Annotated in this window: 14 protein-coding genes; 1 reads left to right on the top strand and 13 read right to left on the bottom strand. The window is 41.8% G+C overall.

Annotation, left to right across the window (positions count from 1 at the left end; all coding sequences use genetic code 11):
- Window positions 1-97: 97 nt before the first annotated feature.
- Both K1X84_10510 and K1X84_10505 read right to left on the bottom strand, forming a co-directional pair.
- On the bottom strand, window positions 98-580 hold the full coding sequence (locus tag K1X84_10510) for a hypothetical protein (GenBank protein ID MBX7152063.1): 483 nt from the start codon (window positions 578-580) through the stop codon (window positions 98-100).
- A gap of 25 nt (window positions 581-605) precedes the next feature.
- Complete coding sequence (locus tag K1X84_10505; protein MBX7152062.1) at window positions 606-2,027, bottom strand: RHS repeat-associated core domain-containing protein; 1,422 nt, start codon at window positions 2,025-2,027, stop codon at window positions 606-608.
- Window positions 2,028-2,111: 84 nt separating this feature from the next.
- Here K1X84_10505 and K1X84_10500 point away from each other — a divergent pair, with 84 nt between their 5' ends.
- Window positions 2,112-2,384 (top strand): hypothetical protein, encoded by a 273-nt coding sequence (locus tag K1X84_10500; GenBank protein MBX7152061.1) that lies wholly within the window; start codon window positions 2,112-2,114, stop codon window positions 2,382-2,384.
- 447 nt (window positions 2,385-2,831) lie between these two features.
- Here the strand turns inward: K1X84_10500 and K1X84_10495 are convergent, their stop codons facing one another.
- The 11 genes from K1X84_10495 to K1X84_10445 all read right to left on the bottom strand — a co-directional run bounded on the left by K1X84_10495 (window position 2,832) and on the right by K1X84_10445 (window position 23,312).
- Window positions 2,832-4,220, bottom strand: coding sequence for an RHS repeat-associated core domain-containing protein (locus K1X84_10495; GenBank protein MBX7152060.1), 1,389 nt, complete (start codon window positions 4,218-4,220; stop codon window positions 2,832-2,834).
- A gap of 190 nt (window positions 4,221-4,410) precedes the next feature.
- The gene (locus tag K1X84_10490) at window positions 4,411-4,845 is read right to left on the bottom strand and encodes a hypothetical protein (protein MBX7152059.1); all 435 of its coding nucleotides are present in this window, start codon (window positions 4,843-4,845) and stop codon (window positions 4,411-4,413) included.
- A gap of 21 nt (window positions 4,846-4,866) precedes the next feature.
- The gene (locus K1X84_10485; GenBank protein ID MBX7152058.1) at window positions 4,867-6,186 is read right to left on the bottom strand and encodes a hypothetical protein; all 1,320 of its coding nucleotides are present in this window, start codon (window positions 6,184-6,186) and stop codon (window positions 4,867-4,869) included.
- Window positions 6,120-6,626, bottom strand: coding sequence for a hypothetical protein (locus K1X84_10480; protein ID MBX7152057.1), 507 nt, complete (start codon window positions 6,624-6,626; stop codon window positions 6,120-6,122). Before K1X84_10480 ends, K1X84_10485 begins: the two co-directional genes overlap by 67 nt.
- 84 nt (window positions 6,627-6,710) lie before the next feature.
- Entirely contained in the window at window positions 6,711-7,097 is a 387-nt protein-coding gene (locus tag K1X84_10475; protein MBX7152056.1) for a hypothetical protein, read from the bottom strand.
- On the bottom strand, window positions 7,094-8,497 hold the full coding sequence (locus tag K1X84_10470) for an RHS repeat-associated core domain-containing protein (protein MBX7152055.1): 1,404 nt from the start codon (window positions 8,495-8,497) through the stop codon (window positions 7,094-7,096). The genes K1X84_10475 and K1X84_10470 overlap by 4 nt, the downstream gene beginning before the upstream one ends.
- 152 nt (window positions 8,498-8,649) lie before the next feature.
- Complete coding sequence (locus tag K1X84_10465) at window positions 8,650-9,012, bottom strand: hypothetical protein (GenBank protein ID MBX7152054.1); 363 nt, start codon at window positions 9,010-9,012, stop codon at window positions 8,650-8,652.
- Between the two features lie 68 nt (window positions 9,013-9,080).
- Window positions 9,081-17,540, bottom strand: coding sequence for a hypothetical protein (locus tag K1X84_10460; GenBank protein MBX7152053.1), 8,460 nt, complete (start codon window positions 17,538-17,540; stop codon window positions 9,081-9,083).
- A 40-nt stretch (window positions 17,541-17,580) separates the two neighbouring features.
- Window positions 17,581-20,103: a hypothetical protein gene (locus tag K1X84_10455; GenBank protein ID MBX7152052.1), complete on the bottom strand. Its 2,523-nt coding sequence runs from the start codon at window positions 20,101-20,103 to the stop codon at window positions 17,581-17,583.
- A 474-nt stretch (window positions 20,104-20,577) separates the two neighbouring features.
- Window positions 20,578-22,485 carry a hypothetical protein gene (locus K1X84_10450; GenBank protein ID MBX7152051.1) on the bottom strand — a complete coding sequence of 636 codons (1,908 nt, stop codon included), beginning with the start codon at window positions 22,483-22,485 and terminating at the stop codon, window positions 20,578-20,580.
- Between the two features lie 110 nt (window positions 22,486-22,595).
- Window positions 22,596-23,312, bottom strand: coding sequence for a hypothetical protein (locus K1X84_10445; GenBank protein ID MBX7152050.1), 717 nt, complete (start codon window positions 23,310-23,312; stop codon window positions 22,596-22,598).
- Window positions 23,313-23,497 lie beyond the last annotated feature (185 nt).

Here is a 23,497-nt window from a genome sequence, read left to right as displayed (position 1 = left end):
CTTGATTCTAGATTTTTAGTGATACTTTTGAATCATAGAATAATTTTTGATTTTTTCAACGCAGTATTTCATCCATTCACTTAGCTGAAATTCTAGTTTACATGATTGAAACCAATTCGATTTTTTGAGTCTTCCAAATTCCATCGCTTTTTATCAATAATAATTGAAATTCTGCAAAACTTTGCTTTGAAAATGAATGACCCACTAATAAGAAAACTTCGTTTTCAGATTTCCATTGGATATCTCGAATTGACAACAATGTTCCCTTCATTGTAGTACCCTTTAAAACTATCGTGCCCAATTCATCATAATCCATCTCAGTATATCTATATAATAATATTCTGTTATCACTAAATGTATGGTTTAATTTGTCCAAAACTTTATCGCTAACTAATCCAATGCACCATACTGGTTCTTCTTGTCGTAGAAAATAAATGTTTTCCATGGCATAGAGCAATGAGTCGTTTCCTTTAATTTCATACTTAATTAAATCTGTAATACCTTGAGTCACGACTTTTTCTTCTTGCGAAGAACAAGACAAGAGCGTATTAATCAAACTTATTAATATAATTTTTTTCATTTTTTATAAATCCATTGAAATAAATTTAAAATCCATGCCAAGGAGCGCTCCATGAGCTTGAGCCTGGATATGGATAACCTGAATACGATTTATAATATTGCCACGACTGAAAAGCTTCGCGGGCAATATCCATATCGCGATAAAATATTGCTTTTTGATACATCCATAGATATGCGGCATGTTCACTTTTGTAGACATCGAGTAAGCCATTATTAATATGAATATGGTAAGCATGAATCAATTCATGCCCTACCGTATAATATAATTGCTCCGGTGAAGCAAATGCCGCAGGGGCAATCCAAATATCTGCAAGGCCACTAATTGATGATGGTCGAGTAACTCCTAAGGCGGTTATTTCTCCAAATAAAAATCTTTTAAACCAATTTGGCTGATTACCTAATAAACTACTTTCTGTGTACCTCCAGCCAGGCGGAACTTGCGATTCTGATGCTAGGTATAGTCTATTTACAGCAAATTCTCCTTCTTTGGCTCCAAACTTTTTTTCAGCGTATTCGTGCAACTCTAATTCACTTGGATTTGTTTCTGAGTTACCATTCGTGGTGGTTTGACTCATAAATTCATTGGGATTTCTATGTTGAACGAAATTCAAAATTTGATTTGCGCCATATCCAATTGCTCCACCAATCGCTCCACTAATCGCGCCATCGCCAATATTGCCTCCTCCCGCTGCAGAACCGGCAGCACCGCCAGCGGCTCCTGATCCGGCCATATTTAAAAAACCGCCTTCCGCAATTCCGGCTCCAGCCAATACATTTCCTGTGACACCCCCCACCGCTACACTGGCTCCGACGCTGATAATCGTTCTATTTACGACTGAGAAAGCTTCCCCAATTCCATGCAAACCGCCACCGGCATTATTGTAAGCTCTCACAATATTTCTACCAAGCGAATATACGCTATAACCTGGTATTAAATTCTTCAAATCAAATGAAAAGTTTCCGCTAGGGTCTCGTCTAGTTATAGGATTATTACCGACGAATGCAAAAGGACTTGCATACTGTCCAGCAGCATCTACTCCATAAAACATCGCTAAATCACTATCATACATCCTCGCTTTGAAATTATGCAGACCTGAAGTCTTGTCGTATTCCTGACCCGTGTAGAAATACCCTGAATTTGAAACCGTGCTCAAAATCGTACCAAATGCGCTGTAGTCATAGCCTACAGCCGCATAAGGCAACTCCGCAGTATTAATCGTGGCTCGTATCGATCCTAAATGATCTTTTAATACAAAATTCGTCTGTGTAGCTGTCTTTATAAAAATAATTCCGGTAGGCCCATATACATATTCCGTTGAATTGCCATTCTTGTCTTTCTCCACGATCGCATTCATTCCGTCGTGCAGGTATAGAACTTCTGTGGTCACGCCCGATACGATGTCTTTTCGATAAACTCTTCTCTCAGTGCCATCATACGACATATTCATCGAGTTCCCGCTACTCATGGAAATAGTTTTCGTTCTATTTACAAACGGATCATACGTCAGTGTATTGATCGATTTCGGAATCGATTGCGTGATATTCCCGATTGGATCGTAAACGTAGTCATTCCCGCTGCGGTCGACATTCTGAACTTTATTCGCATTCGTGTAATACGCGTACGTCTTCGTCGTCGTATTGACCTTCATTTTAGTAATATTGCCATTCACGTCGTAGCGCATTTCTTCACCGACGCCGATGTCGCCATTAGGATTACTCGAGTGATCGGCAACTTGCAGATGATTCAGGTAGCCTTTGATATATTTCCATTAAAATATCCGGCCACTCAAATGAATTGTAGCTAAACTGCAAAATGAGAATACCAATTATTTTATTTAGTTATCTCCTTGGTACATTTTTTTCATCACGAAGCCTTATAGTAAAAAAAACTAAACATAGTAAATAAAATATTATTAAGAACATGATTTCATAAATTAGACAACCAATAATAATCAAACCCATATAGAGGCATGTCAAGGCATCGCTTGAAGTAAAAGAATGTTGATGCGTCATTTCTTCCAAATTGCTCAAGTTAAATAAAAGAATCAGACAAAAATAAAACGCTGAAACTCCAAAATAATAATTCTTAAACAATTGAAATTTTTTATCGGTTGGAATTTTACTGAAGAAAAAAAAATAAATTGTATTAACAATTAACACAAAACTAGTGATACTAAACCACAAAATTTCACGAAACCAAAAAGGGTTTTGAGATAAAAAATCAAAATACGAAAGAATATAATAGTCCATAATTAATATCCGTTTTTGTTTGGTAAATAAACATTCATTATCCAATTTTTTGTCAACTGCCCGATTTTGTGATCCCATATCTCGTAGTTCATACTATGGTGATCCAACTCTGAAGGAGAATAATATCGATATGGTCCATACTTAGGAGAAAAATCAAATAAACCAAAGGCATGAGCAGATTCATGATAAAGAATTTCGACGGTTTTTGAAATATAATCGCTTGGATCTATACCAGCCTCCAACCATTTATCTGCTTTATAATGTGGATCAAAAATATTTTGAGGTTTTAGTTCAATATAGGGAATTAATTCCGCTTCAAAAAACAAACCACCGAACAAGGCATCCTTCCAAGTTTTGGGTACTATTGCGGTATGAGCCAATGAAACCATTTTACTGTTGGTAAATCCAATTTTAGCTTTTTCCTCTAGTAATTTAGACTGTACCTTACCACTTTGCCCGCCATTTGTTTCCATGGAATTTAGAGCTTTTCCAACAAAATCAGGATCGCTAATTTTTCCTTGACCTTCAAAATAACCGATGTCATTCTGTTGACCTTTCGCTAACAATGATGTCCCTATATCTATGGCTGAGAATGCAGCAGCAGTAATTCCTCCTTTCAGAATATCGTTTCCAATTGAGTTTGTATTTTGTCCGGTTATAGCCGCATTTACACTTGATGAAATTCCCGCACTGATTGCACCAACTATTCCATTAGAAACTATTCCATAAACATTTCCAAAAGCGGCACCAGTAGCCCCTCCAGCAGCACCACTGACTCCACCTGTGATGATTCCTTCCCAAATATTTGTATGACTTTCATGAGCGCGTACTCCTCCCCAATATCCTCCTACATAAGCAGCAGCCAGAACAGCCATCCAAAATTTTCCGTTTTTATCAACTCGCATAATTGGGTTGTTTCCGGCATACGCAAATGGTGAGTTTCCTTGCTCCGCAGGATCGCCACCATAAAACATCGCTAAATCACTATCATACATCCTCGCTTTGAAATTATGCAAACCTGAAGTCTTGTCGTATTCCTGACCCGTGAAGAAATACCCTGAATTTGAAACCGTGCTCAAAATCGTACCAAATGCGCTATAGTCATATCCTACAGCCGCATAAGGCAACTCCGCAGTATTAATCGTGGCTCGTATCGATCCTAAGTGATCTTTCAATACAAAATTCGTCTGTGTAGCTGTCTTTATAAAAATAATTCCGGTAGGACCATATACATATTCCGTCGAATTACCATTCTTGTCTTTCTCCACGATCGCATTCATTCCATCGTGCAAGTAAAGCACTTCCGTGGTCACGCCCGATACGATGTCTTTTTTATAAACACGTCTCTCCGTCCCATCGTAATTCATCTGCATTTGATTGCTGTTGGCCATCGCGATTTGCTTTGTACGATTGATGAAGGGATCGTACGTCAATGCGTTAATGCCTTTGGAACAGACTGCGTTACATTTCCGATGTTGTCATAGACATAGGAGTTGTTCGCAGGCCATCGACATTTTTTACGCGATTGGAACAACCCCGCCAAGATAAAAGGCAGAAATAAGTTTGAAAAAAAATGATGAATTACTGATCTTTTATACGCATAAAGGGAATCTTGTGCCCGCCATCGAAAACATAATAATCCCCTACTGGAATTGGTAAATTCAGGGCATTTAAAAATGACTCACCGGATGGTAATTGTCCACTATAAAGTACACACGAATCTTGCTCATCATATGTATAAAGTACAAGAGTTACATCCTTGGGGATTGAATGTTTAAATACTAAACCACGAATTTTACCGCTAACCATTGCTTTAAAGGTCTTTCCCTTTGACGATGCTTGATAATCTGCGAACCTTTGACTAACTTTCTCACCAAATTCCTTGACAGATACAGAATCAACGACTATACTATTTCGTTTTAAATCACCGTGTGATGTACTGGGCTTCAAGCATGATGTTGTAATGTAACAGAAGAATACAAGTGAACATTTTATTATAATACTTTTAATCAACATGTTGCCTCCATTTCATTTATATTATGGCCAAATAAACCATGGAAAATATCGCAAAAACGGATCGTTGAAAAGATGATGATTATCAAATCCCGCGAGATGAACCGAAACTTGTCCATATCTGTTGACTACATAGCTGTCGACATTTACATATTCACTTGGTGAATGATCACGAGTTGTTGTTAATTCCCATGCCTTTCCACTAAATCCAGTTTCTATTTTTTGTCCATTTTGATCAATATAAAATGTTTGACCTTCGCTATCCCAATGCGTATGATAAAATCCATCTGCCTCCGCAGGAACGTTAATTTCTCCAAGACCGTGAGAGAATTGAGCTGGGAGCCTTTGGACACTTCCGTCTTTCATTAAAAATCCACCGTATTCTTTGCCCCAAAACGCCGATCTCTGAAAATCTGCTTGCATAGTTTTGTATTGTGTGTAAGAAAGTTTGTGGCCTCCAAGATTATTACCACCTCCGTACTTCCAATTTACGTATGAACTCAACTCATAGGTCCCATATGACAATGCACCGCCAGTAGCCATTGAACTAATAATATCCCTGCCTTTTCCACCATTCAATGCCGTATTCAATCCTGAACCGACTGCACCACCTGCAAACGCACCCGAGCCGCCCCCTATTGCCGAACCAACTCCGCCACTCACAAAGCCCGACAATGCGCCCTTCCAAGCTCCATTTAGCATCGCTCCAGTTTTCCAATTCGATGCCAAACCATTAAAGCCAGCGCCTCCTACCGCACCTGCTGACGCTCCTGACAAAAGAGCTCCTCCTCCAGCCGCACTCATTCCTGCCGCAGCGCCACCAGATAAGCCACCAATTAAGGAACCGCCCGCTATATAACCAAACATATCCCAACCTTTAGCTCCTTTTGCTTTTCCTATTTGATAACCTGAATAACCTCCAATTGCTGCGCCAATTAAAATAGGAACAAAAAAGAAATTCCCGTCTTTGTCTTTCCTGATGACAGGATTATTTCCCACATAGGCAAATGGCGAATTTGTTTGCCCCGCAGCATCCACTCCATAAAACATCGCTAAATCACTATCATACATCCTCGCCTTGAAGTTATGCAAACCTGAAGTCTTATCATACTCTTGACCCGTGTAGAAATACCCTGAATTTGAAACCGTGCTCAAAATCGTACCAAATGCGCTGTAGTCATAGCCTACAGCCGCATAGGGCAACTCCGCCGTATTAATCGTAGCTCGTATCGATCCTAAATGATCTTTCAATACAAAATTCGTCTGTGTGGCGGTCTTTATAAAAATAATTCCGGTAGGTCCATATACATATTCTGTCGAATTACCTGACTTGTCTTTCTCCACGAATCGCATTCATTCCCATCGTGCAGGCAAAGCACTTCCGTAGTCACGCCTGAAACGATGTCTTTTCGATAAACTCTTCTCTCAGTACCGTCATACGACATATTCATCGAATTCCCGCTACTCATGGAAATAGTTTTCGTTCTATTTACAAACGGATCATACGTCAGTGCATTGATCGATTTCGGAATCGATTGCGTGATATTCCCAATTGCATCGTACACATAATCATTTCCGCTGCCGTCGACATTCTGAACTTTATTTGTATTCGTGTAATACGCGTAGGTCTTCGTCGCCGTATTGACTTTCATTTTAGTAATATTGCCATTCGCGTCGTAGCGCATTTCTTCACCGACGCCGATATCGCCATTGACATTACTCGAGTGATCGGCAACTTGCAATTGATTCAGATTATCGTATTTGAATGTGTAATTGTAATTCAAATTGGTTGCTGCATGAATACGGCGCCGGAAATAGCTCAGTACCACTCGTGAAGGTAAAAAAGTAGAAAGTGACAATCTACTGAATCACTTACTCAGGCGTCTTTTCAGAAAAGTTAAACGTGTTTGAAAAAAAACGTTGAAAAACATTATAATTATAATTTCAATTACTAAAGGAGCCATCGACATTAATGTTGAATATATAGCAAAAATTGCAGTTTCAGTTACAAAGACGTTACCCAATGCGGTCACATAAAGTCCATATAAGCGTGGGATTAATCCGAAAAAAAGAATGAATGCCAAACTACTATGTTGATACAACATTGAAAAAAGAGCGGCTAAATTACCAGAGCCTTTATATCTTACAACATAAATAAACATTGTTAAGAAAAAGAGATTTAAAATCACGAAACCAATTAATTCAGCTCTCCAGAAAGGAGAAAGCAATAGGGTATCAACAATAAAATCCTTCATCTGCAAATAACTCCACTTTTATGTAAATTAGGTACAAATACGTTTTGTAACCATGCTTTAGTTAATTCACCAATAGGATACTGAAACATTGTGTGAGAATTGAAGCCATGAGTGATTTGAGCATTAGGTAGTCGTTTCATTACTCCATTAACATATGATGGCAATCCGTACAAATGGCCTGACTCATGATACAACGCTTCTACAGTTTTTGACAAATAATCATAAGAACTGATACCCACACTATTCCAAGTTTCTACGTCCAATGTTGGATTAAACAGACGGCTGGCATTAAGATAAATTGCAGGGTCCTTTCTTCCAATTACAAAATTCCACCAGGAGTCATAAGCCTCATATTGCGCATATGTTTTAATTTCGTTATTTATCTTTATAGCGGTGTTATTGGTCACTATCTCTTCATATTGTAATATGCCTTCTTCGCCACCATATAATTTCATTTCTTCAAGGGCTTTGTTAGCAAACTCTGGATCAGGAGGAACAAAATTTTGATTATTACTACTACTATTTATACTCTCATTTAGTGCTGCGACCGTTCTTGAAAAAAAACGACCTGCAATTGCACTCGCACCATTCAAGGCAGCACCTTGAGCAACTGCATTCAAAAAGTTGCTGCCACTTGGAGCGCTTGCTGCACCCCCTCCTGCTGCTCCAGTAATAATCTCTTTTGGTAACCCACCCTCAATTCCAATTATTGGTAAATATTGTCCGGTTACACCCTGTATTACGTAAGCATAACCAGCGCTGATAATCGATCTATTTGCTACAGAAAAAGCCATTCCTATCCCATAAAGCCCTCCGCCAGCATTGTTGTATGCGCTTACAATATTTCTACCAAACGAATAAACAGCATACCCTGGAATCAAGTTCTTAAAATCAAATTTAATAGAAAAATTACCACTCGGGTCTCTTCGTATAACCGGATTATTCCCGACATAAGTATAAGGCGATGAATACTGCCCTGCCGGATCCGTCCCATAAAACATCGCTAAATCACTATCATACATCCTCGCCTTGAAATTATGCAGACCTGAAGTCTTATCATATTCCTGACCCGTGTAGAAATATCCTGAATTTGAAACCGTGCTCAAAATCGTACCAAATGCGCTATAGTCATAGCCTACAGCCGCATAGGGCAGCTCCGCAGTATTAATCGTGGCTCGTATCGATCCTAAGTGATCTTTCAATACAAAATTCGTCTGTGTAGCTGTCTTTATAAAAATAATTCCGGTAGGCCCATATACATATTCCGTCGAATTACCATTCTTGTCTTTCTCCACGATCGCATTCATTCCGTCGTGCAGGTATAGAACTTCTGTGGTCACACCCGATACGATGTCTTTTCGATAAACTCTCCTCTCAGTACCGTCATACGACATATTCATCGAATTTCCGCTACTCATGGAAATAGTCTTTGTCCGATTTACAAAGGGATCGTACGTCAGTGCATTGATCGATTTCGGAATTGATTGCGTGATATTCCCGATTTGATCGTAAACATAATCATTTCCGCTGCCAAAAGTTGTATCAATGAGGCTTAAAGTTTTGATTTTTTCTGCAAAATTCTAAATCTTTCGTTGTTATTAATATCTAAAAAATCAATAGAAAGTAATTTGTAAAATGAATCCGAATTCAATTTTCTTTTGCTAAAATCTTCACTCCTAAAGCCGTTAAGATGCAAACCGATAACATAAATATTTCTATCCTCAGTTCTTGAATACTTATAATGGCTCTTATTCAATTCCACTTTTATACTACGAATCATGTTTTCTGAAAATGAGATTTTAAAGGAGATTTGTATCGCAATTGAATCGAAGGTTTCTATAAAACCAATTATCGTTTGCCCTGAAATTTTACCTGGATATTCAAAAATATACAATTCCTTGTCTCCTGTCGACATATTTTGATTAACATTCTCACATGTTGAACTTAAAATCAGCATCAATACTATTAGTGTTCTCATTTTTTTTAATAATGTTTGGTTAAATTATAGGAAAACAAATCTGGCCTTATGCCTAATGCATAAGCCTTAGTTGTTGCATATAATAAATAAGGATGTATTCCAATGTTTGGTATACCGTTGAGCCATAATGATAATGAAGCCATATTTGAACAATTGATGGTGGCACCTTGATAAGGAAGCATTTTTCCCATAGCTCGAACAAGATTAATCGTATACTTATTCACTGTAACATTAACTGGCATATCTTTGTATATCTGGTAATCAGATGTGCTTTTTCGAAATGCTAAACCAAATTTCTTATATGCTCCAATGTCTCGCATTGTCCCACCTTTTGAATCGATAATATCTGTTTTAAAATTATCCGCACTAAATTTATCATCATTTGGACCATATGACATTAGGCTATTCCCTTTTTCGTCAGCAATGGCGTTATGTGAAATTGCATCGTTTTTTTCTGTGTATAGCGTCGCATTTGTACTGTTGATGATACGATTAATATCAGCAACATTAGCGAATGTTCCTAAACCATAACCGACGTTTTCCATAGCGGAATTTCCTTTTTCGCCTAGATATCCGAAGTCACCTGTACCCAAATTATATGAAGCAACTCCAAAACTAATTTGAACGCCCGTTCTTCCACCACTTAACATATTCATCCCTGAAGAGTTTACATACGAACTGACAGCAATCGAAGATGTCTGAGAAAATGCGCCGCCACTTGCAGCTATTTCTGCGCCAATATGTCCAGAAAATCCTCCTATCAATGCGCCTCCAGCTATGTATCCAAACATCTCCCATCCTTTAGCATGACTCGCTTTCCCAATTTGAAATCCGCTATATCCTCCAATCGCTGCGCCAATTAATATAGGAATAAAAGCAAAATTACCATCTTCATCGACCATTATCACAGGATTATTTCCAGAGTATGCATATGGCGATGAAAATTGTTCCGCTACATCTACTCCATAAAACATCGCTAAATCACTATCATACATCCTCGCCTTGAAATTATGCAGACCTGAAGTTTTGTCGTATTCCTGACCCGTGTAGAAATACCCCGAATTTGAAACCGTGCTCAAAATCGTACCAAATGCGCTATAGTCATATCCTACAGCCGCATACGGCAACTCCGCCGTATTAATCGTGGCTCGTATCGATCCCAAATGATCTTTCAATACATAATTCGTCTGTGTGGCTGTCTTTATAAAAATAATTCCGGTAGGCCCATATACATATTCCGTTGAATTGCCATTCTTGTCTTTCTCTATGATCGCATTCATTCCATCGTGCAAGTAAAGCACTTCCGTAGTCACGCCCGATACGATGTCTTTTCGATAAACTCTTCTCTCAGTGCCGTCATACGACATATTCATCGAATTCCCGCTGCTCATGGAGACCGTTTTCGTACGATTTACGAATGGATCATATGTCAATGCATTGATCGATTTCGGAATCGATTGCGTGATATTCCCTATTTGATCGTAAACGTAGTCATTCCCGCTGCCATCGACATTCTGAACTTTATTCGTATTCGTGTAATATGCATAGGTTTTCGTTGTAGAGTTCACTTTCATTTTAGTAATATTTCCATTTGCATCGTAGCGCATTTCTTCACCGACGCCGATGTCGCCATTAGGATTACTCGAGTGATCGGCAACTTGCAGTTGATTCAGGTTGTCATACTTGAATGTGTAATTGTAATTCAAAGTGGCATACATAAATGTAGCCTTTGATATATTTCCATTAAAATATCCTACACCGCCATACCCGCCAGAAGTGTAATCAATCGTCTCTGTGAAATACGAATCGCTGATTTGTTTAAGCCACCCCTGCGATTCGTAAGTAAAACTACGATTTATTGAGCTATTATTCAACTTTTCTGTTGCCATCGCCCCATCGACGCGATACGTATATGCCGCATATTTATCCGGATCGGCAGCATCGCCGATGCTGACTAATTGGCCAAGATGATTGTAAGTGTACGTCACGACCGTTGCATTCGGATCGATTGTTCCACCACCGCTACCACTTAAGGCATTCGGCTTGAAGGACATTGTCGCGCCGCTGGAATTGAACGTTGCCGACAGTAAAATGCCTTTGGTTGCTTGCATGGATACGGAACCGGAACCGGTCGCATTACTGATATGAATACTGTCAGCCCCATAAGAACCGGAAATGGTTCCGGTAAGATCAAGCGTACCGCTCGTGAAAGCAAAAGGATAAATAAGTTTCGTGACATTCCCGGTAAGATCGTATTCGTATGTCGTAACATACGTCTGGTTATCGAAATCGGTAACGCGGTTGGTTTTTAGTGTAAGTCGTCCGAGAGCGTCGTACGTGAACGTTTCTTCGACTTCAAGTTCGTTGTCCGTATCGTTGTTGGTTTGAACTTTGACGAGACGGCCCTTCGTCGGTCGCGTCTCGACTGGGCTCGACATGACCGACGGGTCGAAGTCAAAATAATATTTTTTGCGCCACGTAGTTGGCGTCGAAGGCCATGCAGGATCATTGGCCTGCGTCGAACTCAGACTGGTCCAGTTGTAAGCATAATAACCTTCTTCAATTTTACGTCCGTAGACATCGTATTTGTAATACATGATATTGTCGGGCGACTGCGCGTCACCGTTTGCATCCACGACAAAACGTAATCGCCCGGCTTTATCGTACATGAATTTTGTTGTACCGGCGTCCGGCGTGGTTTTTTGTGTCATACGGCCGAGGAAATCGTACTGCATCGTAACGATATAACTGCTTCCACCCGATCCTGTCGGCGAATTATAATAATTCGGCGGATAAATTGTCGTAAGCCTTCCGAAGTCGTCGTATACATAGGAAGTGGTTGGATAAAATGCAGTTTCGCCGACCGATTGATAATCAACTTCAGCTTGTCCCCACGAATACGTTGCATTACCGGTAATGGAAACCGTGTAGGTGACTCCGGCCTGGGCGGTAAACGTACCGTTATCAGACAAACTGCCGGCGCCGGTGTGTTGCCTCGAAACGATGGTTCCGCCGGTAGATCCTGTGATCGTAAAATACGCCGTATAATTGGTATATTTGGGAGGGTTATCCGAAAACTGATACCGTCCACCACTGATAGTACAACTCCATGAAACCTGGTGAGTAAAGTTTGGAATGAATTGTCCCGAAGGATCATAAGCCGCTTGATTTACATTTTCCTTAATTATTGCACTGTCATTATTGGGCGCATACGTGAGTTCACCAAATTCAATATTCAACGTCATCGGAGAGATCCCGCCGGGGCCGGTGATCGGCCCGGATTGTTTGGAAACGGTTTTGCCGTCTTTCGTCGTGATGACTTTGCCGATGACGCCGTTGGGATCGGTCAGAGTTTGCATGAAATATTGATTGACCGGAAGATCGTCACGGAAATTATCGCCGTTGACATTTTTGCCGTAAGCAACGCGATTGGTGTGCCCTGAACCGGCATTGAAAGTTGCACTGGGCAAGCCGGTCTCGATCGTACGGGACAGAGGCGAATTTTCAAAAATGGTACGCGTATAACAATATCCGGCATCTCCTGAATGGTACGTCGCCACTTCGCCGGACATCACGGTGGTATTCCAGTCGAAACTGCAAAAACCGGAACGATACCCGAATCCTGCTGAGACTTTCGCCGGCTTGCTCGCGACGGCGGCACGGCCAAGTTTATCATACACCGGTTGCGTGACAATAATGCTGTCAATATCCCAAATTTGGGATTGCCGAGTTTTACCACTGCCGTCGATATAGGTCATGGCGATGGAAGGATTTTTGAGATAAAACACATCGTCATACGTTGTGCCGGTGCCGCTTGACGTTAATTTAAAATCACCAGTAGCTGTACCGGTCGTTATACGCTGGCCATTGACGTAAAACCAGACGCTGGAACCTGTCACGACGATCAACCAGTCTTCCTCTTTGCTCCAACTTCGGGTAAATGACTGGCTTCCGACTTTGAAACCACCGTTGCCGGTTCCTCTGGTTTTTAATCGCACGGCATACTCAGATGGTCCGGAGTTATTGAGAGTAATTTCGCCTGAATTTGAAACTAACATGCCCGACGTCGCCGACCAGCTTCCGGAACTGACTGTCCATCCATTCAGATCAGTATCATTGAAATCATCCATAAGTCCTCTACCTCGTGCACTCACGGATATCGAGCTATTTGGATCGCTGTTACTGAAAGCATCGCTATGGCCGACACGAGAATAATACATCGCAGAAAATCCCGAAACGAGGCTATCATTGGCAATCGCGCCGAAAGGTCTTTGAAATTGATCATAAACGCTTTTGCCGGATTCGCCATTGGCGCCGATGCTTCCGATGGGCGATCCGTACGTTTTTTCGTATGACGCGCCTGAAAACGGCGATTCGTAAGGCGAAACTCGGATATCGTCGATCAGCATGTAATGAGAAGGATCGTAATTGGCAAAATACGCACGCAGACGAAGCAATTCACCGGACGAAATGCCGCCATCCTGCCGGACTTTTCCGAGATCGACGACGATCTCGACATACTGCCATTGGCCTTGCGTATCGCCTATGTATTTGACGACGCTTGCACCACTAATATTGGGATAGAGCGAATGATCACCGTCTGAATTATGTTTCGTATGTAATACGATCCATCCCTGGCCGCTGGCAAAACCCGCTTGCGTTTTAACCCAACATGATACAATATATTTCCGTCCCTGACCGGTGAGATCGGGCGGCAGGAAATCGCGTATGGGTCCGTATGTGGGACTGCCTCCGTTGATTTTCAGACTGTATTGCCCTGTGTGCGCATCACTCGAAAATGAATTACCTCCGGATAGAGTCCAATAATCATTTTCTTTGATGCCGGACATCGTGGAATTACTTTCAAAATTGATATAACTCGCTTCACTACCTAAAGCCGTTTGCGAAATCCGTGCATTGCCAAACGATGCGACCGGTGCTTCGTATTGATAATCATAAATCGCCGATGACACAACGCCGTCGATATCTTTGGTCATAGTAACGGCGCCTTTGGCGGTGCGTTCGATGATTTCAGAAGTTTTGAGCCAGCCGGAAGGAGGTTCATTTGATCCGGAATAACTTGAGAATGCGTAATCTGGATTGCCGCCTTGAACGTCCATGACATACGATTTATGCGGCGCCCACTTACCGCTTCCCCAGTCTTTCCATGTCGTCGCTGACGAATTAGCCCATTGTGAATTGACCAACGTTTTATTTTGTACAACCGGCGTGAGAAGATTCAAAGTTTTGGTTGGATCGTATGCTTCATACCAATAACGGTTGTACTGAGTAATATTGTCAACGGCGCCACCGGCATCGTAGGTTGACGTTACCGTTGACGATAAAAGACCGGAATCGGTAAGGTAATTGTAAGTTGCCGAGCTCGACACACCGTCCTTCATCGTTGTTTGCGAAGACTGGCGGAAATACACGCCCTGATCTTTGCTTCCCAAAGTTTTAGTGTAAACGGCGTAATCGGTCGTCGTGGATGAAATCAATGTATCGCCCGTCTTATAAACGGCGCTATAGTATGGCAAACCTTTGAGAAGCCCGTAGTTGTTGTCGATGGTAGAGCCTGGGAATGGTTGATTAAAACCGATAGTATTATCAGGTAATCCATTCACAAAATAAGTTTTGGTGTAGCCGAAAGCAGTCGAATTATCCGGTTTCACTGTGACTTCATTGTATTGCGCAACCGTGCCCGATGGATCGTACGTTGCGGTATTTTCATTGTATGCATATCCTGTGACGGTAGTTTCGTAACCGTCGGAGATAGAGACGGAAGTGCAAGGAAAATCAGTGATCATTTCAGAAATCTGAAAATTAATTTCTCGATGTAGCCTTAATTCCGTAGCCTCGTTTAAATAATCAGCTGAATTGTAAGTAACTATACTCTTTGCAGAAACTAAAAATGGCTGTTGCGGAAATGAACTGGAGAAATGAGGTAAGATTTTACGGTTGTCAAATGAAAATGATGTACCAATTTGACCGTTCTTAAGTTGAACGAAGTAAGAATTATGAGGAGAATCGGCATCTTCGAGCATAAAACCATTTTGACATGTTGCTGCCCAATACACGCCTGTATTCAGATTATATTGAGTATCACTCCAATTTCCTGATTGGTTTTTCTTTGAAAATAACCATGAAACTTGCCCTAGTGAATATCGAATGCAAAAATTCGAACCAGCAACCGGAATTCCGTTAACGCCGATGTCGGTATAAAGATTATAGGAATTCGTATTCGGATCAAAAGTATTCCGATTATGGTAATTATCATTGCTGAAGCCGAAATCTAATCCGGAGGAAACTACTTGACTAAGAAAATGTCCGATGTCTAATACATTCCATGAGGAGCCATTAAATCTTCCAAGGTACGAAGTTTTGTAAGCTGCATCATTGCTATTCACAATTGTAATCATCTCATTGGTAAGAAATACTTTAGAGTTTTCGTCCACATAACTTATTTGGGCAGGAGCTTGCGTAACGTTAAAATTCTCATCCCACCAATATATTCTGGAATCAATTTCATCTAGCATAGCACCAACAAAACTACCTCCCGGATACCAATAGGTAGGATTATCTCCTCCGCCATCGGTATCAAAGCCGTAGGATGAATTCAAAGTCTTAACATTCCAATTACCTGTCTCGTCAAGATAATAAATGTTGATCACGTCATCGGCATCCTGGTAACAAGGCAAGCCACCACATGTCGTTAATATTTCATTTTGATTGTGATATATAAAATAATTGTAACCACCTGCTCCCCAAAAATGGTGGCGTTGATCATTGTGAAATGGTCCATCCGTGGTCAGGTTCCATGAATTACCAGCCCATTTATAACGGAACATTTTTCCCGATTCGGCTGCCAGCACCGTTATGTAATCTTTGCCTGACATAAAATGAATATTGTTATCGTTAATATCCACTACGTCAAGCGTGAAATTACTATAATCCCATGCATTGCTTCTGCTGACATTTTTTCTAAACACGTGAAGATACTTACTGGCGCTCTTGCTATGGTATTCGGTTAGTAATGCAAAAAAATCTTTTTGTATTTCAATCTCGAAATCCTGTTTATCATCAATTTTATTAATTCCGCCTGTTTGCAATAACTGTCCGCAATCCACCCATCTTCCATCCCAGACATACGCAAAAACTTTCAATGAATCACCGGTTTTACGCCAAGTCACTACTGCATAATCATCTGCCAGCCACACGCGCGGCTCAGAATAACCTGAAGGAGCAGTAATCGTTAGTTCACGATCTGAGTACCCGATAGTTTTTTGTGTATATGAATATGTAGCCGTTCCACCTAATGGAAAAGTAATAGTATTGAGCATTCCAGCTGTCGTTCCGCTTGGATAATAATTAAACTTCATATTCGGTAAAGATTCACCGGCACCATTTTTTTGAGTGATAGACGTCAGCAGGCGCTTGGTCAAATCTCCACTGCCTAAAAAGCCATATCCAAAATCGATTGACAGCAGTTTGGTATTATTTTCGTTGAAAACATCAACTGAATCGAGATATCGTGTTTCAAATCTCTCCTGGTAGGCATCCGGTTCAGAATCTTCCGTATGGGGATCCTGGTACTCGACATTTTCAGTTTTTTCAGAATAATTGAAAACAATATAACGGCCATAAGTATCCGTAATTTTGGAAAGATATGAAGCCTTGGTATAATGTGAAAAGTCAGGGCTAATAATTTTTTTTCCAACCCGTTCTGTAATCTCATCATATTCAAATAAAGTCGAATCGTTCCAAATGTTTCTGATCGTCGTTAAATTCCATCCTACGGGAAGTTCTTCTTGAGCGGTAGTGTCCACACTGCTACCGATCCAGTTGCCCCATTTAACAGTCCATTGGATTGAATTTCTAACTGACGCTTGGCTATTGCCCAAGACTGTCTTTTTACCGCCATAAATAAAAACACTACCGTCTTCCTTTGTAATTTCCCAGCGTAATAAATTAGGAACATATTTGATCTTCCAAAACTGATAATTTTTGGTTTCATAAATATATGACCCATCACCGTCGGTTCCGGTACGTACTAGCAAATTACTGCTTCCACCGGAAACCAGATAAAATTCGTCATCATGGCGCGAGCCCGTATTTTTATGATCCACGATAATTCGATCGTAATCCATTGACCAGCCAAGGCCGAGAATACCCGTTGGCGCTTCAAGATTCCACGTGCCTACCTGGTTTTGCACGTTACTCGAGTACATGGCCGTGACATTGACGTCCAGACCATTGCGTCCGGGTAAATTGATCAGGTTCATCGGCAAATTCACGTCACCGGTGTACAAATTCACACTATTGCCGACCATTCCTTTGAGATCCGGATTGAGCGCAAATGTGTTAATCTTAGGTGCGGAACTGCTCAGATCAGTTTGGGCCAATGCTTTTACTGCAATCGTTACTAAAAACAAAAACCGAACGCTATGAATGATTATCTTTTTCATGGGAATAACTATTTTTGATGTGATTAGTATCGTTAATTGCCTATTGCTTATTATTCACTGACATAGCTTTCTTCAGCGCTTCAATTTCTTTTTGCTGTTGGATCACGTAGAGCGTCAGTTCCTCGATTTTCTGTAACAGTTTCGCCTGCATGTCCACAACGGCAACGCCGTTTTCTGTTACTTCTTTCTCGGAAGGAATATCCGGCAAATGGCCTTTGTCTTTGATGTGTTCTTCGACTTCTTTGAGTGAACGCAGTTTGTAATCTTTTTGGAAAACAAAATCGGACCAGCCCGTCGTGATCAGGTATAATTCGTGAGCTTTGATTTTGCCGTTGACGGAGAGTTTGTAATTGGGATCGGGATTGGAAGTACCGATGCCGACATTGCCAGTATTGGTAATTCGCATTCTTTCAATACCATCCCACTCAGCAATCGTCATATAACCCGGTGTTGTGCGATTCAAAGATTCAGTTTTAAAACTAATGATTCCTCCGTTTAGAATCTCCAATGCAGCACGGTCATATTGAGCATTGGTTAGTTGATAACGATTGTTTGTCCAATCATACTTAGCACCTGAAGCTAAAAGCAATCGTCGGTATGAGTTATCGGCTTCAATATGAGTTTGAAGGATGGTGTATGCCCCGACTTGAAGACCTCCGTTTACATACAATTGTTGTTGACCAACATCACCGACTACTTCTAGTTTGTAGCTAGGACTTGTGGTTCCTATGCCGACATTACCACTTGTATCAATCACCATTCGTTCGGCAGTGTTCGTTCTGAATTGCATCTTTCCCTGACTATTCCACCATCCTATTTTCGACGTTGCATCGCCGCTCGCCCAATATCCACCCGTACTATCCGTATGGTAATTGTATGCGCCGCCGGTATAAATTTTTCCTCCGGCTTTGATATTCCCGTTTACATGAAATTTTTCAGAAGGACTTGTCGTTCCAATACCGACATTACCGGCCCCCGTAATGCGCATTTTTTCAGTAGCTCCCGTAACGCCCGGGGCCGTCATAAAGGCCAAACTGGATGCCCAGCTCGAGGTACTCTCGAGTATGGATGCGAGCTTTGCACCCTCTATTGTACTCCAGAATAAAAGTATGCCATTTGAGGTTCCTGCGGCAAGGCTGCCATTCCCCGGATTGTCAAGCCGTAATGAGTTGTAAGTAGTGGCTCCTGAACCTGCGCCTCGAATATGCAATAACGTCACGGGACTCGTCGTCCCTATCCCGACATTGCCATTTGTATCGATCACCATTCTCTCGGTAGTGTTCGTCCTGAACTGCATCTTTCCCTGGCTATTCCACCATCCTACTTTCGAGGTTGCATCGCCGCTCGCCCAATATCCACCCGCACTGTCCGTATGGTAATGGTAGGCGCCGCCGGTATAAATTTTTCCTCCGGCTTTAATATTTCCCGTTACATGAAGTTTTTCAGAAGGGCTTGTCGTTCCAATACCGACATTACCGGCATTTAGAATTGAAAATTTTACATTGGCGAACGGATCCGTATTACCATCGCTCATACCGACATAAATTCCTGAAGTATTAAACCACATATTGGAATAAGTATAGGTTGAGCCAAATTGACTCCCACCCAGCAAGAGCCCGCTCTTTCTAAATCCCCATATCCGATGATAGCTGTTCTGCCCACTAGTCGCTGATGTTGCAGGATACAATCTAATTCCCGAATATATATCGGCCGCATCGGTAGTATCTCTCACATGGAGTTTTCCTAATGGATTGGTTGGTCCGATCCCCACGTTGCCTGCACCGTAATAAATTCCTCCAGTCGCCTCACGCCAGGGGTTTACAGTATCTCCCACAGCTCCCAACAACGGCCCGTAATTACTCTGATTCGTTTGTTGGTTCTGCTGCGTCATCCCTTGTCCGTTCGTATACACATTGCCTTTTACTATCAAATCTCCCTCCACCGTCACCGAGTTATTCTGTAAACTCAAAATCGGCTGCATCTGTGCATTCGATTCCTGTAACGTCGAAAAGAAATTCAAACTCGATCCGTTCGCTCCAATGCCAAACTTGTAACCGCCTCCGTTGAAACCGATCGCATCCTGTGCTCCCAGAAATAACGATTTCTTATATCCATCCACGCTCCACAAAGGACCGCCTTCGATCTGAAGCCTTGCGATCGGCGGGTTTTTAGTAACGGTCCCTATCCCGACATTGCCTTCGCCATTGATGAAAAACGCACTCTTCTCCGCTATCCTAAAATCATACCCGGTGTATTTCAGTTCTTTGTTCGATGTGTAGAGATTGAACAGCATTCGTCCTTGTAATAAATCCATATTCCGTCCGAGCATTCCGATCTGGACGTAATTTCCAAATTGCCCCATATCGGACGTCAATGACAATCCATACGCTTCGCTTCCGGCATCGATCGAAAGTCTAGCTCCGAAGGGTGAACGTAAACCCAGAAGTACATTACCGGGATTACCGTTGTAAATGTTATACCCGTCACCGCTGAGCCAATAGGGTGTTTGAGCGATGCTCGTTCCTGAAATCAGGAAGACTAGAATCAAAAGTAGCTTTTTCATATCCAATACCTTTGAATTGAAGATTGACGATCGAGAATTTGAGATTGAATTGGTACGTATTGCATTGCTTTTAAATTAAAACTTTATCGAACACGTTTAGAACCTCATTACTTACGCATGAAACCTCATTATTCACGTTAAAAACCTCATTACTCACGTTCAGAACCTCATTACTTTATGTCTGAAACTTCATTATCCACGTTTGAAACCTCATTGCTCATGGTTAGAACCTCATCACTTTATGTCTGAAACTTCATTATCTACGTTTGAAACCTCATTGCTCATGGTTAGAACCTCATCACTTTATGTCTGAAACTTCATTATCCACGTTTGAAACCTCATCGCTTACGTTAAGGACTTGGCTGCTGATTGTTCATTGCTCATTGAGCGTAGTCGAAATGAGTCTCGCTAAGATGTCGTTTCGACTTCGCTCAATGACCTTCTTTTTGTTCATCGTTCATTACTCATTATTCATTATTCATTACCCATGGCTTTCATCTTTTTCTCTAATGCTTCGATTTTTTCATTCTGCTTCAGAATCAGCTTGTTTTGTTCGATCGCATAGAGCGTCAGTTCTTCTATTTTCTGCAACAACTTCGCCTGCATATCCACGATGGCGACACCGTTTTCGGTCACTTCTTTTTCAGAAGGAATGTCCGGTAAATGGCCTTTGTCTTTGATATGTTCTTCGACTTCTTTGAGTGAACGCAGTTTATAATCTTTTTGGAAAACAAAATCGGACCAGCCGGTAGTGATCAGGTAAAGTTCCTTAGCTTTGATTTTGCCGTTGACGGAGAGTTTGTAATTGGGATCGGGATTGGATGTGCCTATGCCGACGTTGCCATAACGGTCAACTCTCAATCGTTCTGAAGTAACTCCATAGGCACTGGTTTTTATGTAAAAACCAACACCGTTGCTCCATTCTGTTTCTGCTATCGAACCTATTTCAACATATTTGCTTGTTTCAGAAATATACCCTTGCACGAACCTTAAACCCACTCCAGTTCCTATATTGCCGATAGAGTTCTGGTGATTACGTAACGTAAGAAGATCGCTAATAACACCTTCCGCGCCATCCTTTCTTACGTTTAATTTTCCTGTGACATCTCCTTCACTAAAAGTCGTGCCGACGCCGACACTGCCACTGGATTTAACAACAAAATGATTTTTTCCGTTGCCCTGCTGACCCCAATCATCTCCAATGTATAAAGTGCTGGCGCCTCCGCCATCATCTGAAGTTCGAAGCCACCACTTGTAGCCGAGTCCATCGGATGGCCAAGTTGTAAAGCTGATACCAATTTTGCTTTGACTGCTATAAGTTGCCATGTCTCCACTTACATGCAATTTGTAGTTAGGACTCGTCGTACCGATACCAACGTTACCGGATGTACTGAAATTCATCATGTTCGTAGGAAACCCATTCAAACCGCTCACCGAGAGCACCCTTGGAGAGCTCCTTAAAACAAATTCAACAGCATCATTAGTCGACAGGTTTTCTAAAGCAAGCGGAGCATTAGATGCTCTTGAGATTTTGAGATATCCATCGTAAATATGTAATTTTTGTGCCGGCGCATTCGTTCCGATCCCTACATTCCCTGCACTGTAATAGATGCCTCCAGTCGCCTCAAGCCACGGATTCGTCACAGGATCTCCCACGGCTCCCAACAATGGTCCGTAATTACTCTGATTCGTCTCCTGCTTCTGCGTCATCCCTTGCCCATTCGTATACACGTTCCCTTTTACTATCAAATCTCCCTCCACCGTCACCGAATTATTCTGTAAACTCATGATCGGCTGCATCTGTGCATTCGATTCCTGTAACGTCGAGAAAAAATTCAAACTCGATCCGTTCGCTCCGATTCCAAACTTGTAACCGCCTCCGTTGAAACCGATCGCATCCTGCGCTCCCAGAAATAACGATTTCTTATATCCATCCACGCTCCATAAAGGTCCCCCTTCAATCTGAAGCCGTGCTATCGGTGGATTCTTCGTGACCGTCCCTATCCCGACATTGCCTTCGCCATTGATGAAAAAGGCGCTCTTCTCCGCTATCCGGAAATCATAGCCGGTGTATTTCAGTTCTTTGTTCGATGTGTAGAGATTGAACAGCATCCTTCCTTGCAGGATGTCCATATTCCGTCCCAGCATCCCGATCTGGACGTAATTACCGAATTGTCCCATATCGGACGTCAGTGACAATCCATACGCTTCGCTTCCGGCATCGATCGAAAGTCTCGCTCCGAAGGGTGAACGTAAACCCAGGAGTACATTACCGGGATTGCCATTGTAAATGTTATACCCGTCACCGCTGAGCCAATAGGGTGTTTGAGCGATGCTCGTTCCTGAAATCAGGAAGACAAGAATCAAAAGTAGCTTTTTCATATCAAACCTTTTGAATTGAAGATTGACAATTGAGGATTTGAGATTTTGAGCATGGTGTCTTGCTAACTCATTACTGTTCACTGCTCTGTTCATTGTTGATTGCTCATTATTTATTGAGAAATAATGCATCCCGTTGATTGCACATATTCATAACCTTGCAGCGAAATCATGCTTTTAATTGTCACGACCGGAATATTCGGTCCCATAGCTTGAACGTGCGTGCCGTGGCATTCACAGTTCGTGTGATCTTCGTAACCCAACGTCGGCGAATAACTCGTGTAAGTGGCCGGTCTTTCGACCTGGACATGCAATCCGCTTTCAAGATTCTCCGCCCGCGTATGCCAGCAGCCGTGACTGACGCTGCAGCTATTGGGTCTCGAAAACATGGCGAGGATGTACGGTTTTGGATCGAATCCCGCTTTTATCGCTAATTGTCCGCCCCAGATATCCGCCGCAAATTCTTCCTGGGAGCCGCCTCTTCCGGAATGATTGAGCACCTGGTGTCCGATCTCATGACCCAGCACAAACGCCCAGCTATTCAGCGACTCGCGGTTCATCGCGGTAGGATGCACGTAGATCGTCGCTTTCACGCCGTCCCATGTGATTGCGGCATATCCTCTCGACATCACCGGATCGACGATAAGTTCCTGCTGTATATTTGGAATACCGCTTAAGACACGAAGCTTTTCCAATAATCCCTTCAGATCATTTTCAGAAACGCCCGCCTTCGCTATCGAAACCCAACCCAGCAAAAAACACAAAAAAAGTGTAAGGAAGAACTTCCGATTGCCGATTGCGGATTGGCGTTTATTGAATAACTGAATCATTTTCAAACCTCGGGCTCTTTATTACTCATTGTTCATTAATCATTAGTCATTGAACTATTGTTGAAATAAACGGTACTTGAGCTGATTGTCCTGATTGTCTAACTGATTATGAATTTTGTTTTGCTGTTTCACTAAGTATTCACGTTTGACCGGCATCCAGCTTAGCTTCACTTCGGATGCGGGAA

It is taken from the genome of bacterium, assembly GCA_019695335.1.
GTDB lineage: Bacteria > CLD3 > CLD3 > SB21 > SB21 > JABWBZ01.
Note: the sequence above shows the minus strand (reverse complement) of the source record. Positions and strands in the feature narration are given on the sequence as shown.